Source organism: Arthrobacter sp. CAN_A6 (genome assembly GCF_015751715.1).
Classification (GTDB): domain Bacteria; phylum Actinomycetota; class Actinomycetes; order Actinomycetales; family Micrococcaceae; genus Arthrobacter_D.
In genome coordinates this window covers 358,754-374,548 of the sequence record NZ_JADOUV010000002.1, presented here as the reverse complement: position 1 = coordinate 374,548, position 15,795 = coordinate 358,754, and the positions used below count along the sequence as shown (strand labels likewise).

The window sequence follows — 15,795 nt, the reverse complement described above, 5'->3', positions numbered from 1 at the left end:
TCTACGGTTTGACGGCGTGGGTGGCAAGCTTCTGCAACCCGTTCCACATGCGCTTGTCGATGACTTTGGGCGCAAGGGTGAGGGCGTGAAGGCGTGACGAGACGTGGAGCCGCGCGGCGCGCGTCGCTTTCTGCCACCCCAGCCGCTGGAAGTCGCGAACACACTCGTCGAAGAACGCGCGTTCCTCGGCGAACCGCCGTCCGTCGAGGGCCTTCACCGAGGAATCGGATTCGCGGTGCCGCCGGTACTGGAAGCACACGGTGTCCGTGACCATCAGCTTGCCGCCGTCCATGACGATATCCATCGCCAGCGCGAGGTCCTGGACGACGTCGTACTGCTCGCGGAAGCTGTGCTTCCGGATAGCGTCCGAGCGCCAGGCGACCGACGGGAAGTAGAGCCAGTCCCCGGTGATGAGGCTCTTGGCGACAGCCTCTCCGGCGAGGACGGCGTCGCTGCTGTCTCCGACGGCGCGCCGCCTGAGGTAGTCCTTGACCTTGTCGCCGAGCGGCCGGTAGACAGCGCCGTTCTCGTCGATGACCTCGACGCCGGGCTGGACGATGCTGACCGTCGGGTCCGTGAACCCGCGGCGTACCGTCTCGAGGTAGTTCGGCAGCATGATGTCATCGGCGCCCATGATGACCACATACTCGTGTTCGATCAACGAAAGACATTTGCGGTAGTTGCCGTTGGCGCCCAGGTTCTGCTCGTTACGCGAGTAACTGATGCGGCTGTCGCCGGCGGTGAGGCCCGCGAAGTAGGTGGGGAGCGATTCGTCCGGATAGCCGTCGTCGACGATTGTCAGTTTGAAATCCCGGTCGGCCTGCGAGAGGACCGAATCGACCGCGGCCTTCATCATCGCCACATCACCGTAGTAGGGCAGCATTACATCAATCGTCACGTCATTCTTCCTTCGATGGTTGGCTCAGGTCTTGTGGGGCTGCGCGGCCGGCGCGAGGGGCGGTCACGGGGTCCCGCTGCAATTGTTCGATGGCTGTGCGGAGGATGGAGACTTCTTCTGCAAGGATGCGTGTTTCGTCCTCCAGGATGGTCAGTTCGCGTGAGACATGGAGGCTGACGCCTACGAGCAGCAGGATCGAGAGGGCGAACAGCAGGTTCGAGGGGACGATCACCCCGACGAGCGATGCCGCCCAGTCGAGCAGCCGCGGAAAGAAGCCGAGGATGATGGTCAGGGTTCCGATGACCAGCCAGAGGATGGCGTACTTTTCCCGCAGCTTGCCGTTGCGCAGCATCAGCAGAACCACCACGACCATCAGGATCGACGAGATGAGGGAGAAGGCGACGCTCATGCCTGGACACTTCCTTCCCCGGCAATGTCCCCGGACGACGGCACGAGGTGTTCCCGGGGCGACTTCCTTCGCGCAAGCGCGAAGCACAGCACCAGTCCGGACCTCGCAAGGTACAGCGTCGCTTTCCATGGGCTCTGGCTCGGGGTTCCTGCCTGCCGGGCTTTCATCTCCACCGGCACCTGCGTGACGGTACAGCCGGATTTGATGGCCACTACCAGTGAATCGATCGTGTCTCCGAGGTATTCAGTAGGGAAATGCTCAATGTACTGGTGAAGGGCCCGCTCGTTGGCTGCGCGGAAGCCCGATGTGACATCGGTCAACCGGGTGCCGGCAACCTTGGAGATCACCTGCGCAAGGAAGGCCATGGCCCAACGCCGTGGACCTTTGGCATCGTAGCTGCCCCGGCCCGCGAAGCGTGCACCGATCGAGATGTCCGCGTGGCGCAGCCCTGCCACCACCCGGTCGATGTCGTGCGGATCGTGCTGTCCGTCCGAGTCGACCTGCACCACGGCGGAATAACCGTTGCGGATCGCGTACTTGAAACCGGTCCGCATTGCACCGCCGACGCCCAGGTTGAACGGCAGCTTGAGTACTGTCGCTCCGGCCTGCCGTGCGATCCACGCCGTCTGATCCTTCGATCCGTCATCGACCACCAGAATGTCGTGGTGGGACGCGATTTTTCGAACCTCACGGATGGTGTTTCCGATGGCCTCAGCTTCGTTCCACGCTGGCATGACGATGAGAACGCCCGAACGCGTTGAGTTGCCCATGATGTGCAATCATAGCAATACACCATCGACGTTCTTACTCTGACGTGGGGTGACGTGACCGGAAGCGAGCTCAAGTTCGCAGGAAGCTCCCGGCCCTGACCGGCCTCCCGGCTTCGACCCGGACTGGGCGCAGGGCACGGCAAGCGTGCGACTAGAGGAGATTGAATATATGAGCTGGTGGGCAACCATCCCTACCCTCGCGGCGACCCTGGTGGTTTTCTTCGTTCCGGGCCTCCTCATCCTGGCGGCGGCAGGTGTCCGCCGGCTCAATCTGGTTGCGCTGGCTGCGCCGGTGTCGACGTCGGTAGCGGCCTGCCTGGCCATCGTCCTGCCGTATGCCGGGCTTCCTTTCAATCCGGTCTCCTACTTCGTCTTCAGCGTCCTTGCAGCGGCTGGCACACTCCTCGCCCGATTCCTCCTGATGCGACGCAGCGCGTCGAATAAGAGCCGGACGGCGTCGCGGGGGGCGCTGGGCGGCAACGGGCGCCTCCTTGACAGTGACTACCCTCGGTGGATTGCCTTACTCGCCGTGCCGGTCGCCGTGATTTTCCCGGCGATCATCATCGCCGGGCGCTATATTGCGGCCTTCGGCTCCCCCGAGAATTTCTCCCAGACGTTCGACAACGTCTACCACCTCAATGCGATCCGCCATATTGCCGAGACGCAGAACGGGTCGACGTTGACCCTGGGCAACCTCACCGACGCCTCACAGGCCCTCTATCCTGCGGCCATGCACGATTCCATGGCGCTCGTGCTGATGTTGGGCGCCCCGTCGGTGATGGCAGTGGTCAATGTGGGGACCATCGTCACAGGGGCCCTCGTGTGGCCCCTTGCCTGCATCTTCCTCATCAGCCGGATCATCGGCTACCGACCGATCCCCCTCCTCTGTGCGGGGGTCCTCTGCGCAGGCTTCAGCGGGTTCCCCTACCTGATGGTCGCTTTCGGCGTGCTGTATCCCAACCATGCGGCCATCGCGCTGCTGCCGGTGGTGCTCGGCCTGCTCATCGAGGCGGTCGGGATGTCGAGGGCCCGGCCGCTTTCCGTCTGGCCGGCTGCGATCGCCCTCGTTGCCACGCTTCCGGGTCTCGGTCTCTCACATCCGAGCACGGCGGTTGCCCTGCTCGGATTCGGTGGACCGGTCGTCGTTGCGCGGCTCATCCGGTCATGGCTGGGCGCACGGGCCGGCACGGAAAGCAGGCGGGCTGCCTATCTGTGGCTTGTCTTCACCGCCGGTTATATCGTCGTCGTCGTGCTCGCCTGGATCTTGGTCAGGCCCAGCCTCGCCTTCGCCCCCTGGACTCCCTTCCAGTCCAATGCAAGGGCCATCGGGGAAATTCTCGGAAGTGCTCCGATGGGGGCGACAACGGCCTGGATCCTCCTCCTCCTCACGGTAATCGGCCTGTATGTCGTTGCACGGCAGCTGCGCACCTACTGGTGGGTTGCGGCCATGTACGGCGTCGGCGGCCTTCTCTACATGGTGGTGTCGAGCTGGAGCCTCGGTGCGTTCCGTACGTTCCTCACCGGCGTCTGGTACAACGACAGTTTCCGTCTCGCCGCACTCCTTCCCGTGGTGACCCTCCCCGTCATCGTGCTCGGAGCGGAGTGGCTCGCCTGGCGCGTGCGGGCACTCTACGTCCTGCTGGGCTCGCAGCACTCCGCGACCGCCGCTCACCGCCGGCCGTCCGTCGTCGGGCGCGCAGCCCGGCTGCTGCCGCAGAACCTGCAGAACGTGGTGCCGGTGGCCCTGATCCTGCTGTTGGGCTTCGGAACCCAGGGTGGGACGCTCGCCGGCGTGCAGGACCGGATGCGCGAGGTGTTCGCAACGACCGAGGGCTCCCCGCTGCTGACCGAGGACGAGATCGCGCTGCTGGAAAGGGTGGACGACTATGTCCCCGAGACCGACGTCGTGGTCGCCAACCCCCGGACCGGCGCTTCGCTGGTCTACGCGTTCTCCTCGAGCGAGACGATCGCGCCGCACATCTTCGGTGAGCGCACGCCTGAGGAGCAGACGCTCCTCGACCATTGGGGCGAAGCGGCCTACAACACGTCGGTGTGCTCGGCAGTCAATGAATTGAATGCCTACTGGGCACTGGATTTCGGGAACCAGGAGATCGTTCCTGGCGAGGAGCCGTTTATCGGGCTGCGGGACCTCGTCGACGAATCCGCGCCGGGGGTCGAGCTCGTGGCTGAAGAAGGAGACGCCCGACTGTTCCGAATGACTGCCTGCAGCTGATCGCCGGGGTGGCGGGTGAATCCCGCTCCCGCCCCGGCGGTATGAGGACTAGCTTCCCGCGTAGTAGGCGGCCTTCGCCAGTTCCGGAATGAAGTTCCGCCCGAGCCAGCGGATGCCGAGGGGCGATCCGGTCTCGAGGGCAGCGGTGTAGACATCCCTCGTGGCATAGGCGACGGATCCCCTGCCCGCAGCCGGAGCCTCGGCGAGCAGGTCGAGCTCGTCGAGTTCCTCCCGCTGGAACCGATCGATCGAGGCGATGACGATATCGGTGTCCAGCTCGGCGCCCCTGTCCCTGGGCCACTGGAGAGTGACCGGCCCCGTGCCGTCCGCGACCAGGAGTGCCTGAGCCTCGGGCGTGGCGATCAGCGGGCCGGCCACGAGACCGAAGTCCTCGAGGATGCGGACCGGGTTGGATGCCTCACCGTAGACCTCGAAATCCGCTCCGAGAGCTGTGGAGAGGCCCACGAACAAGAAGGTCTTGCCGGGAAGATCGGGGTAATCGGATACTGATTCCGCCATGAATTCGGTGGTTTCCTCTTCCAGTTCAGCACCCGCCCGGCTCTGGCCCAGCGCCTGGGCCACCATCATCACGGACGTCCGCCAGTCCGTATTCAGTGCCGCCCCGGTACTGGCCACCACAGGCGCGATCTCCGTCAGTTCGTCGTACTGCGCCTGGGTCAGGTCCGAGTTGACGGCCAGGATGAGGTCCGGCTCGAGATTCTCGATCTGCGGTATCGAGAGGTCCACCTCATCGGGATAGAGAACCGGCATCGGGGACGACAGTTCCGCCAGTTCGACGACGAACCACGGCGTTGCGTTGGAGCCCGGCATTCCTACCGGGACGACCTTGAGCGAGAGGCAGACGTCGGCGCTCGAGGCTCCGATCGTCGCGATCCGCTGCGGAGCGGACCTGATGACGGTTTCACCGAATCTGTGCCTGATCGTCACCGGGAACTCCGTGGACGGCGGTACCGCCTGCACTGCACCTTCGTCCGGCGAACTGCACGCGGTGAGTGCCACGGGTAGGGCTGCGAGCCCCAGCAGTACGCTCCGCCGGCTGGGCCCGCTCCCCGCAGTACTTCTGAAATGGTGCGTCATGATCCAACCTTCAACTCAAACATCGGCATGGTGTGCGTCTTCGTCCTTCTGTCGGATCACCGGCGTCGCTCCCGGGAGCCCGGTGGGCGGCTAGTCATCGGCGCGCGAGCGAGAGCGCAGTTCGGCGACCACATCCCCGACAGGCCCGTCCGCGATCAGCTTTCCATGTTCGAGCAGGATCCCCCGCTCGCAGACCGTTGACACGAGGTCGAGGTCGTGGCTGACCACCAGCAGCGTCTTGCCCGCTGCTGCCAGTTCCTTGATCTTGGCCAGGCACTTGCGCTGGAACGGCTCATCACCGACGGCGAGGATCTCATCGACGAGGAAGATTTCCGGATCGGTGTGCACAGCGATGGAGAAAGCCAACCGGAGGTACATGCCCGATGAGTAGAACTTCACTTCGGTATCGATGAACTCGCCGATCTCGGCGAAATCGACGATGGAATCGAACATCGCATTGATCTTGTGCTCGGACATGCCGAGGATAGCGCCGTTCAGGTAGACGTTGTCCCGGCCGCTGAGGTCATGGTGGAAACCGGCCCCGACCTCGATCAGCCCGGCGATCCTGCCCTTCGTCAGCAGCGACCCCCTGTCCGGCTGCAGGACGCCGGAGATGAGCTTGAGGAGTGTCGATTTCCCGGAGCCGTTCAGGCCGAGGAGCGCCACGGTTTCACCACGGTTGACGGTGAGCGAGACCTCCTGCAGCGCATCGAACTTCTTGGAGAGATCGCCCTTGCGTCCCTTCACGATCCACACGAGCGCTTCCTTGAGGGAACGCGTGTGGCGCAGCACGAACTGCTTCTGGACACCGACACAGACGATCGCCGGATCGTCCACCATCGCCTTCATCACAGCTCCTGCGCGAAGTTGGCCGAGAGGCGCCGGAAGGTGATCTGCCCGAGGAACATGATCAGGACCGTGACCGCCAGCGCGATCGGAGTCCAGACGGTCAGCAGGTCGGGCGGGAGCGGAGCAGCCGCCAGTTCGACGTCCGTGAGCGTGGGGTACCAGAAGGCCCAATGGAACAGCTCGACCGCGACGGTCATCGGGTTCAGCTGGTAAAGGAAGAACCAGCGGCCGAGAACGTCTTCGACCATGCTCCAGACATAGAGCACGGGTGAGGCCCACGTGACGATCATCAGGATCATGTCGACGATATTCTCGGAGTCCCGAAAATAGACGTTGGCGGCGCCGAACAGCAGGCCGAGCCCTGTCGCTAGGACCGCCACCAGAAGGAAGGCAACCACCAGTGCAGCGATCTGAAGGACTGAAGGAACCCAGCCCACGATCAGGCAGGCGCCCATGAGGACGACCACCTGGGGGAAGAAGTGGACGGCGGAAACCCACACGGCAGCAACGGGAAAGAGCTCCCGGGGCAGGTAGATCTTCCGGATCAGGTCCCGGTTCTCGACGATCGAGCGGGTGGCGTTTCCGAGCGCCTCGGTGAAGAAGTTGATGAGGACGATGCCCGAAAAGAGGTAGACGGCATAGTTCGGTGTGGATCCCTGGAGATTCAGGAAGATTCCCAGTGCCACATAGTAGACGGCGAACTGCAGGAGGGGCTTGAGGTAGGACCACATCAGGCCGAGCACCGACCCGCGGTATCGGACCCGGATCTCCTTGCGGACGAGCAGCTTCAGGAGGAAGCGGTCGCGGAGCACATCGCGCAGGCCGCGTCCTCTTCCCGGGGGGAGCAGCGAATCCGAGGATTCTGCACTGCTGGAAGTCAGCACTCCCAACTCACAACACCTTCGGCTCTTCACCGGGAACAGTCGCTGCTGTGAACGTCTCGGCCCAGGCCTCACGCCCGGTGAAGCGGGGAAGTGCCTCATGGTAGTCCGCGCTGAGCGTGTTCCAGCGAAGAAGCAGCGAGCGGTGCAGTGCCATCGTCCGCAGCAACATGCTCACGAACTGTTTCCGGTCGCGCTTGTACCAGGACGATCCTGATCCGTCCGACGACGAAACCAGTGCCGAGTCCAGTCCGGTCAGGCGCCACCACCGTGCGTCCATCGCCGGTACCTCGGCCTGGGGATGGGCCCGGGCCTCCGGGTCGACCGCCCGGAACTGGCGAAGCGCGCCGAGTCCGGCACGAAGGAGGGACTCCGCCACGACGACGGGTTCCTCGACTTCCTTACGGATCGACGGCGGCCGGACTTCGGGGAAGGCACTCCGGTCCGGCTTGATCTGGGCGTCGCTGAAGGTAGCCCGTGTAGCGCGGATCCATGGCAGCCGCTCACCGATCGTCCGGTGAAGGTGGTCGGGCCCGGACAGGACATCCTCCAGGGCCTTCAACCGCACTTCCACTGCCGAATACTGCATGGACAGGAGGTGCCGCACGTCGATGGCGAAACTCTCGAACGGCATCCTGCCACCCTTCGGCTGGGAGGAATGCGAGAGCGTGGCAACCCACCGGTTCCGCTGGTGGTAGTAAGCCTGCCAGTCGATGGTGTCGTCCTTCTCGGTCCACGGCATGTGCCAGACGGCGGCACCGGGCAGGGTGACCGTCCGATAGCCGTGCTGCTGGGCGCGGAGCCCGTATTCGGCGTCGTCCCACTTGATGAAGACCGGGAGCGACAACCCGACCTCGCGGACGATGCTCGTGGGGATCATGCACATCCACCAGCCGTTGTAGTCGACATCCACCCGGCGGTGCATCCAGGGGCTGGTCCTCAGGTTGCTCGCCGCGAAATCGTGGCCTTCCTTCGTATTGGCTGCCGGTCCCCAGAAGAACCGTCTCTGATCGACCTGCTCCCCGAAGGTGTGGAGGACCGACCTCTCGTAGAGGTTGAACATGTGGCCACCCACGATGGTGGGCTTGGTGGTGAAATCGGCGAAGTTGACCGCCCGCAGGATTCCCTCGGTCTCGATGCTGACATCGTCATCGAGGAGGAGCACATAGGTGCTGTCACCCGCCTCGAGCGTCTCGTGCATGCCCCGGGCGAAACCACCCGATCCGCCGATGTTCGCCTGTTCGACGAGGAGGAACTTCTCGCCCAGCTGCGCCGCGGCGTCGGCATATCCTTCCTGGAGCCTCACCTTGTCGGTGCCCTGGTCGACGATGATCAGGCGGTCCAGCACTTCCATCACGCCGGCGTCGTCGGCAAGGGTGGAGATGTGGCGGAGTGCGTAGTCGGGCCGGTTGAAGGTGGTGACCGCGACCGACAGGGAGCCGCGCTGCAGCTGCTTCGACTCCTCGACCGCCCAGGACGCGCCGACCAGTGTGACGTTGTCGACGTGTGCCACCAGATCGAACCAGTACCATCCGCCGTCGACGAAAGCCGTGACGGGAAGATCGAACGAGGCCTGCCCCTTGAGGACGTGCGCGCTGTCGACGCGGTTCGCGACGCCGCGCGGGCTCGATCGGTAGACGATCACTGTTGCCTCGGCGTCGACCTCCACCGTCAGCCGGACTGACCGGACCTCGGTGTGCTTGCGCCAGTAGCTCGCCGGAAAGGCGTTGAAATACGTGCCGAGCGAGATCCTCCGGAACGCAGGGAGCCGCAGGCTCCACCGTCCGACGATGAAGTCCGAACGCTGGTGCGTGCTTTCGGGAAGATGCTCAGGCGTTTTCGGTGCACCTCGCCGGATGGCGCGCTTGGTGTGCTCGACGACCCGCCGTGCGGAGTTGAAGTCGACGTAGAGCGGCAGCACATCGGTATCGCCGTCCAGCGGAAGAACGACGCGCTGCACCACCCGATAGGCGGGGCCGGCCATTTCCTTGCCAGCGAGGGTGTCGGTCGCCGCAGCACTCACGCGTCCACTCCCCCGCTTTCAAGGGTTGTCCCACCGGTGAAGTGCGGCGTGATCTTGTTGTCGAACATTCCCAGCGCCGATCCGATGGCCATATGCATATCGAGGTACTTGTAGGTTCCCAGCCTCCCGCCGAACAGCACCGACTTCTCACCCTTCGCCAGATCGCGGTAGGCGAGCAGCTTGGCCCGGTCGTCCGCGGTGTTGATCGGGTAGTAGGGCTCGTCATCCTTCTCCGCGAAGCGGGAGAATTCGCGCATGATGACGGTGGCGTCCTTGGTGTATGCGCGCTCGGGGTGGAAGTGGCGGAACTCGTGGATCCGGGTGAAGGCGGCGTCCTCGTCCGGATAGTTCATGACGGAGCAGCCCTGGAAATCTTCCACGGGAAGGACCTCCTCCTCGAGGTCGATCGTCCGCCAGGACAGGTCACCCTCCGCGTAGTCGAAGTAACGGTCCACGGGTCCGGTGTACACCACGGGAACCTGCCCCAGGGTCGTCGACCGGGAGTACTCGTGTCCCTCGTCGAAGAAGTCGGTATTGAGCTGGACGGAGATGTTCGGGTGGTCTGCCATCCGCTCGATCCAGGCCGTATAGCCGTCGACGGGGAGTCCCTCGTACTTGTCGTTGAAGTACCGATTGTCATAGGTGTAGCGGACCGGAAGCCGGGAAATGATCTCGGCGGGAAGGTTCTTGGGGTCCGTCTGCCACTGCTTCCCGGTGTAGTACTTGATGAACGCCTCGTAGAGCGGACGCCCGATCAGCTGGATGCCCTTGTCGTTCAGGTTCTGGGGATCGGTTCCCGCCAACTCGCCGGCCTGCTCCTGGATCAGCGCTCGTGCTTCCTCGGGCCCGTAGGCCGAGCGGAAGAACTGGTTGATCGTTCCCAGGTTGATGGGCATGGGGTACACCTCACCCTTGTGGCGGGTATAGACCTTGTGCACGTAGTTGGTGAACTTCGTGAAGTTCCCGACATAGTCCCACACGCGCTCGTTGGAGGTGTGGAAGAGGTGGGCACCGTAGCGGTGTACCTCGATTCCGGTCTGCGCCTCGTTCTCGCTGTAGGCGTTGCCGCCGATATGGTGGCGGCGGTCGAGTACTGCGACTTTGAGCCCCAGCTGGGTTGCAGCTCGTTCCGCGATGGTCAGTCCGAAAAAGCCCGAACCTACGACGACGAGATCAACGTTCACAAAGTCTCCTGAGTTGTTTTGGGCAGGCATGAACATCAACTGCCTGCCGGTCAAGGTTACCCGATGCGGTACATGATCCCGGCAACGCTCGGCCCCCGGCCGTGTGCACGCTGTGAAGCGGTGGTGGCCAGGAACCGGGTCCGGGAGGCGCGGACTCAGGTCTCGATATGGCGCCTCGTCAGGTGATCATCGTCGGAACACGCGCGGGCATGACCGACCACGGCGGGGCCGGATGGGGATCGCGGATCAGGCCGGTCCAACCGTCAGGGCGATCGACGGCTCGTGGGTCGGGAGGTACTGTCGCCCTGACCTGTTGTTCACATCCCCTGGCCCCTCGCACTCCCGACCTTGGCCAGGCCATAACCTGCAGGCTCGGCCGCGTCGAGGGAAGGCAGGTGGTTGGAACGCTGCACCTATCGCTGGTCATCGCTGCGCTCGTGGAGCAGCCCGTCCGGGAACTTGTCGTCGACACTGCGCTCCTGGACAGCGGGACCAAGATCAGCAATAGTTTGGGGAAGCTCGCCGGAACCCCACTTCTCACCGTGGCCGGGCTGCCCCTCGAAACACTCACTCCCGGCGACTTCCCGCTGGTCGACGGAGCAGTGGTCGTTGCAGGAGCAACGGCTACCACAGGCAGGACACCAAGCCCCTCCCTCGTCTTCGTCGTGCATACCGGTCCGGACGCAGGACGACTCACCCCCCTGGCGCGCGGCACGCATACGATCGGTCGCGACCATGGCGACATCCCGATCAGTGATCCCGAGATGTCCCGGCACCACGCCCCCCTGGTCGTCGGGAAGGAACGGATCACTCTTTCGGACGCGCACTCGTCCAACGGCACCTGGGTGGATGGCGCCCTGATCACTGAGAGTACGATCACCACCAGCTCCCTGATCACGTGCGGGTCAAGTACCTGCAGGATCGCGCTGCCCGGTTTTCCCGCGGGCAGCGCGACCACCCGTGCACCCTCCATTCACGGCCCTTCCGTGGACGGCCCCGCGACGGCCGCTGATCCCTTGGGTGTCGATGTGGATATTCCCCTCGACGTCGAAGCCCTTCCCCCGCCCGAGCTGTCACGGACACAACTCGTCACCGCCTTTCTTCCCCTGGTTCTCGGCGTAGCTCTGGCCCTTTCCACCGGCATGTGGTTCTTCCTGGCCTTCAGCGCACTGTCAGCGGTCACCGGCGTCGTGCCGTTCCTCACGCGCCACCGGCGCTCCAAAGCCTTCGATACCGCCGTCGGAGAAGCAGCGGAGAGAGACGGGGAACGACGACGACGCGCAGTAGCGGATGCCGGAGAACTCGCCCTCGCCGCGGAGACCCTGAAGGGCAGGAGATTTCCGCCGCGCTCCCCAACCCCGCCCTCCCGGATCCACCTGCGGATCGGCCTTGCGGACCAGCGCGCCAACGTCGCGGTCCGGGGCAGCGTGCCGGGATGGGAACCACCCCTTCTGGCCCAGTTGCCCTGCCTGATCGGGGTCGAACTGGATCGCTCCGAGGAGATGGAGCTGCACTTCCAGGGTGAGCCGTCGGAGCTTCTGGGGCTGGCCCGGCTGCTGCTGTTGCAGGTCAGCTTCGGACACGCGGGCACGGTCTCCGTCCTCTGTTGGGGCTCACTCCCCGACCTTCCGTCGGCCGCCAGGTTCCTCCCCGGCGTGGAGCTCGTCACCCACCCGGGAAGACTGGGGCACCTGCTTCGGAACGGCTCCCGGCATCTCGTCTTCGCCTTCGGCGGCCGGCCGCTTCCCGATGCGATCGCCCGACCGGCTGCGGTCCTTCGATTCCAGCCGGGCCCCGGGACGGCAGCCGTCGCGGGAATGGCAACAGCCACAGTGGCCCTTCGGGCGGGAAAAGCCATCCAGACGGGGAATTGCGGCAAGCTTCTCCTGACGCCGGACTTGGTGGGGACGCAGTCCTTCGACAGGACCGCGCGTGCGATGGGCGGGATGGGCCCGAAGTCGTCTCAGCGGGCTCCGGGTCACCTTCCCGCGACGGCGGCCCTGCCCGGCCAGGGCGACGGATTTCCCGCACCACCCACAGTGCTCGCCCGGTGGCGGGAGACGCAGCAGTCCTCGAGTCTGGGCTGCCCGATCGGTGTCAGCACCGGGGGCCCCCTCCATTTCGACCTGGCCCAGCAAGGTCCGCACCTGCTGGTGGCGGGAACCACCGGATCCGGAAAGTCCGAGTTCCTCCGCACACTCCTCCTGGGCATTGCAGCCAACCATTCACCTGCCAGGGTGAACTTCCTGCTGATCGATTTCAAGGGCGGCTCAGGACTCGGCAAGCTCGCGCGGCTTCCCCACGCCGTCGGATTCCTTTCCGATCTCTCGACCGAATCCGTCACCCGCTCCCTCGTTTCCCTCCGGGCTGAGCTGGGCCGCCGTGAAGCGATTCTGGCGGACCATGGCATGCAGGACATCTCGGAGCTTTCCTTGCACGCAGGTTCCGTCAGCATGCCTCACCTGATCGTGGTGATCGACGAATTCCGCATGCTGACCGATGATGTTCCCGGTTCGGTCCAGAAGCTCCTGAGGATCGCCACTCTCGGCAGATCCCTGGGACTCCACCTGGTGATGGCAACGCAGCGACCCCAGGGCGCCATCACCCCTGATATCCGGGCCAACGTGAATACTGCTGTGGCCTTTCGGGTCCAGACCGCGATGGATTCGCAGGACATCATCGGGTCTCCCGCGGCCGCGGTCATCCCGGTCTCCGTGCCCGGGCGCGCCATCATCCGAGTAGGTTCCGACACTCCCGTCCCCTTCCAGACCGCATCGCTTCGCCTTCCGACAGGGCGTCCGGCCGCCTCGGGCCTTGAGGACCTCGAGACGCACCTCACCGGCCCGGCGCGCGGGTCGATTCCCGGCGGCGAAAGAGCACCAACGGCAGGAACGGCCGGTGACCCGTTGGCGGCAGCGGTCAGTGCACTAGCTGCTGCAGCCGCAACCGGTGGTCACCCTTCGCCCCGTCGACCGGTGATGCCGCCGTTGCCCAGGCGTTCCGAGGCAGTGCCGGCACAGGAAGGACAGCCGGGAGAGCTCTACCTCGGCGTGCTGGATCTACCCCGACAGCAGGCACAACGCGGGTTGTTCTGGGCACCGGGACACCACTCACACCTCGGGCTCGTCGGTATTCCCTCTGCAGGAGGGACGGGTCTCCTGGCGCATGTCCTCACGGAATGCCTCGATTTCCTGCCCGAGACCCACCTGTACGTACTCGACGGCGATTCCACCCTGGGTTTCGTCTCTGCGCGAAGCCAAACGGGCGCCCACGTCGGGGGTCACGAGGTCAAGCGAGCCGCCCGCGTGCTGGAACGGCTTGCACTCCTTCTTTCCTCGAGGCTCACCGCCGGCGTCGGAGCCGACCGTACCCCCATCCTTCTGGCTGTCTCGGGATGGGGCCGCTGGACCAGCCTCTTCCGGAACAGCCGCTTCTCCTGGGCGGAGGACTCCCTGCATGATCTCGTCAGGGACGGAGAAGCAGCACACATTACCATCGTCATCACCGGGAACCGGGAACTGGTGTCCAGCCGGCTGTTCGGCCTCCTGCCCAACCGAATCTACTTCCCCGCGGGCGCCGCCGCTGACTCCCTCCTGACCTGGCCGAAACTTCCCGATCTGGAGCCCGTCCAGGGAAGGGGACTGGTCCAGGGCCCTGTGGCCCCGGGCCGGGACGCGGTGGCCCAACTCGTCGTCGAACGCCGGCGGCCCGCGGAATCCGGGCAGTCGCCCACGGTGCTCCCCTTTCCGGTCGCCGCCCTTCCGGTACTGATCGACCTACCGGCCTCGGTGAAGGGAACGAGCCATGTCCAAGGACTCACAGTTCCTCTTGGGGTGTCGGGCGACAATCTTGATATTTTCTCCCTGCAACTACCCGCCGGTAGCGCGTTCATTGCGCTGGGGGCCCGTGGATCCGGGCGGAGCAACCTGCTCGACGTCATCGAGCAGGGCGCAGGAACCGGCCCGGGCACAACTATCCTGAGGGCCGCGGCTACTGATGATCCGTCGTCCTATTGGAGACTCCTGGAACGTGGAAGCGGCAATCCGGATCCGAGAAAGTGCGTGCTCCTCGTGGACGATGCCGACGCACTGCCGACGGATGTCCAGCCGGTCCTTGCATCCTGGGTCGCTCGGGGAGCCGCGGCAGTACTGACGGTAGTCCCCGGCGCATCGCTGCCGATTCGCGTTCCGCTCGCACTGCAGGCCCGTGCCGCGGGAAGGGGCCTTCATCTCGCACCCCGGAGCCCCCTGGACGGCGACTTCTTCGGCGTGCGGTTCGACCTCGACGGGCGCCCGAAACCTGGGCGGGCATTTCTGGTGGAGCAGGGCACTGTAGTGGAGCTGCAGATTTTCCGGAGGCCTCCTTACCATTCTCCGCCACTCGGGGCGCCCGGAGCCGCCCCCTCGGCAGCGGAAGGAGACTAGTGGATTCTCGTTTCCCCGGTGGTCCGCACCGTGAACGCGACAACCGGCTGGGTGAACAGCAGCACCAGTGCAGTACCGGCCGGGACGAACACCACGATCCCTGCAGCCACGGCCCCCGCAGACAGGAAGGAGACAGAAAAGATGACCAGGAACACCTGGAGCACCAACGACGGCGTTCTCGGCCACCGGTAACCGCCCAGGAGCCCGCGTGCGGCGGCCAGAATGCCGGCGGCGAGCAGCAGGAGGAAGACGATCATGAACACCGCTCCCCCCACCGACAGGGGATCTGGGCCAAGGAGGGAAAGAATGTAGCCCAAAGCCAGTGCGGCAAGGGCCAAAGCCTCTCCAAGGAGGACGAGCGCCAGGACCACCACTGAGGCGGGACGTCGGAGAGGCAACGGATCCTGGGGTGTCGACACACGAGCACCCTATCGGAGATACCCGACAGGGACGGCCTTTTCCGGGCGGCATTCTGGACCCTGTGACGCATCGCTCACCAATAGCAACAATTAGCGGTGCGCAACCCCTTGTTTACCAGTAGGTAACGTGTCAGCCTTAATAGCAGATAAAAGCGGGGGCCAAATTCGGCCCCTTTACTATGTGACCCCTCGTGAATTTTTTCACAAGCAGGGTCGAAGGAGAATGTGATTAGCATGGATTGGCGTAGCCGCGCTGCGTGTCTGGACAAGGACCCGGAGCTGTTTTTCCCGGTCGGAAACACCGGACCGGCGCTTCTTCAGATCGAAGAGGCCAAAAGCGTCTGCCGTCGCTGCCAGGTGATGGACACATGCCTTCAGTGGGCGATTGAATCCGGCCAGGATGCCGGCGTCTGGGGCGGTCTCAGCGAGGACGAACGCCGTGCATTGAAGCGTCGCGCCGCCCGGGCGCGCAGAGCGTCCTGACGGAATCCCTGGCCATCACCGCCAGGGAACGGAACGACCCCGCAAGAATTGCCGGGTGACGGCAGAACCGGAGAAGGACCGCCTCAGGGCGGTCCTTCCTTGTTTCGGGCTTTTTGCTCGGCCG

12 protein-coding genes are annotated in these 15,795 nt (G+C 64.7%); 3 read left to right on the top strand and 9 right to left on the bottom strand.

What is annotated here, in order from left to right; all coding sequences use genetic code 11:
• Window position 1: 1 nt before the first annotated feature.
• From IWX75_RS05180 to IWX75_RS05170, 3 genes are read right to left on the bottom strand one after another with little or no spacing between them, the layout of a single operon-like run.
• Window positions 2-898 (bottom strand): glycosyltransferase family 2 protein, encoded by an 897-nt coding sequence (locus IWX75_RS05180; RefSeq protein ID WP_196821165.1) that lies wholly within the window; start codon window positions 896-898, stop codon window positions 2-4.
• A 1-nt stretch (window position 899) separates the two neighbouring features.
• Window positions 900-1,307 carry a DUF2304 domain-containing protein gene (locus IWX75_RS05175; RefSeq protein ID WP_196821164.1) on the bottom strand — a complete coding sequence of 136 codons (408 nt, stop codon included), beginning with the start codon at window positions 1,305-1,307 and terminating at the stop codon, window positions 900-902.
• Complete coding sequence (locus tag IWX75_RS05170) at window positions 1,304-2,077, bottom strand: glycosyltransferase family 2 protein (protein WP_334683550.1); 774 nt, start codon at window positions 2,075-2,077, stop codon at window positions 1,304-1,306. The genes IWX75_RS05175 and IWX75_RS05170 overlap by 4 nt, the downstream gene beginning before the upstream one ends.
• Before the next feature lie 169 nt (window positions 2,078-2,246).
• On the opposite strand from IWX75_RS05170, the gene IWX75_RS05165 reads away from it, so the two are divergent.
• Entirely contained in the window at window positions 2,247-4,310 is a 2,064-nt protein-coding gene (locus tag IWX75_RS05165; protein ID WP_196821163.1) for a DUF6541 family protein, read from the top strand.
• A 48-nt stretch (window positions 4,311-4,358) separates the two neighbouring features.
• On the opposite strand, the gene IWX75_RS05160 is transcribed toward IWX75_RS05165, so the two are convergent.
• The 5 genes from IWX75_RS05160 to glf all read right to left on the bottom strand — a co-directional run bounded on the left by IWX75_RS05160 (window position 4,359) and on the right by glf (window position 10,345).
• Window positions 4,359-5,408 carry an ABC transporter substrate-binding protein gene (locus tag IWX75_RS05160; RefSeq protein ID WP_196821162.1) on the bottom strand — a complete coding sequence of 350 codons (1,050 nt, stop codon included), beginning with the start codon at window positions 5,406-5,408 and terminating at the stop codon, window positions 4,359-4,361.
• A gap of 90 nt (window positions 5,409-5,498) precedes the next feature.
• Window positions 5,499-6,248 (bottom strand): ABC transporter ATP-binding protein, encoded by a 750-nt coding sequence (locus IWX75_RS05155; RefSeq protein ID WP_196821379.1) that lies wholly within the window; start codon window positions 6,246-6,248, stop codon window positions 5,499-5,501.
• A gap of 8 nt (window positions 6,249-6,256) precedes the next feature.
• Window positions 6,257-7,141 carry an ABC transporter permease gene (locus IWX75_RS05150; RefSeq protein ID WP_334684120.1) on the bottom strand — a complete coding sequence of 295 codons (885 nt, stop codon included), beginning with the start codon at window positions 7,139-7,141 and terminating at the stop codon, window positions 6,257-6,259.
• 7 nt (window positions 7,142-7,148) lie between these two features.
• Window positions 7,149-9,161 carry a glycosyltransferase gene (locus IWX75_RS05145; protein WP_334684119.1) on the bottom strand — a complete coding sequence of 671 codons (2,013 nt, stop codon included), beginning with the start codon at window positions 9,159-9,161 and terminating at the stop codon, window positions 7,149-7,151.
• Window positions 9,158-10,345, bottom strand: a complete 1,188-nt coding sequence (gene glf / locus IWX75_RS05140) for a UDP-galactopyranose mutase (RefSeq protein ID WP_196821160.1) — start codon at window positions 10,343-10,345, stop codon at window positions 9,158-9,160. The genes IWX75_RS05145 and glf overlap by 4 nt, the downstream gene beginning before the upstream one ends.
• Window positions 10,346-10,740: 395 nt before the next feature.
• Here glf and IWX75_RS05135 point away from each other — a divergent pair, with 395 nt between their 5' ends.
• Window positions 10,741-14,769, top strand: coding sequence for an FtsK/SpoIIIE domain-containing protein (locus IWX75_RS05135; protein WP_196821159.1), 4,029 nt, complete (start codon window positions 10,741-10,743; stop codon window positions 14,767-14,769).
• Here the strand turns inward: IWX75_RS05135 and IWX75_RS05130 are convergent.
• Window positions 14,766-15,188 (bottom strand): hypothetical protein, encoded by a 423-nt coding sequence (locus tag IWX75_RS05130; protein ID WP_196821158.1) that lies wholly within the window; start codon window positions 15,186-15,188, stop codon window positions 14,766-14,768. The two genes, IWX75_RS05135 and IWX75_RS05130, sit on opposite strands and share 4 nt — an antisense overlap.
• Before the next feature lie 234 nt (window positions 15,189-15,422).
• On the opposite strand from IWX75_RS05130, the gene IWX75_RS05125 reads away from it, so the two are divergent.
• Window positions 15,423-15,671, top strand: coding sequence for a WhiB family transcriptional regulator (locus IWX75_RS05125; RefSeq protein ID WP_026533500.1), 249 nt, complete (start codon window positions 15,423-15,425; stop codon window positions 15,669-15,671).
• Window positions 15,672-15,795 lie beyond the last annotated feature (124 nt).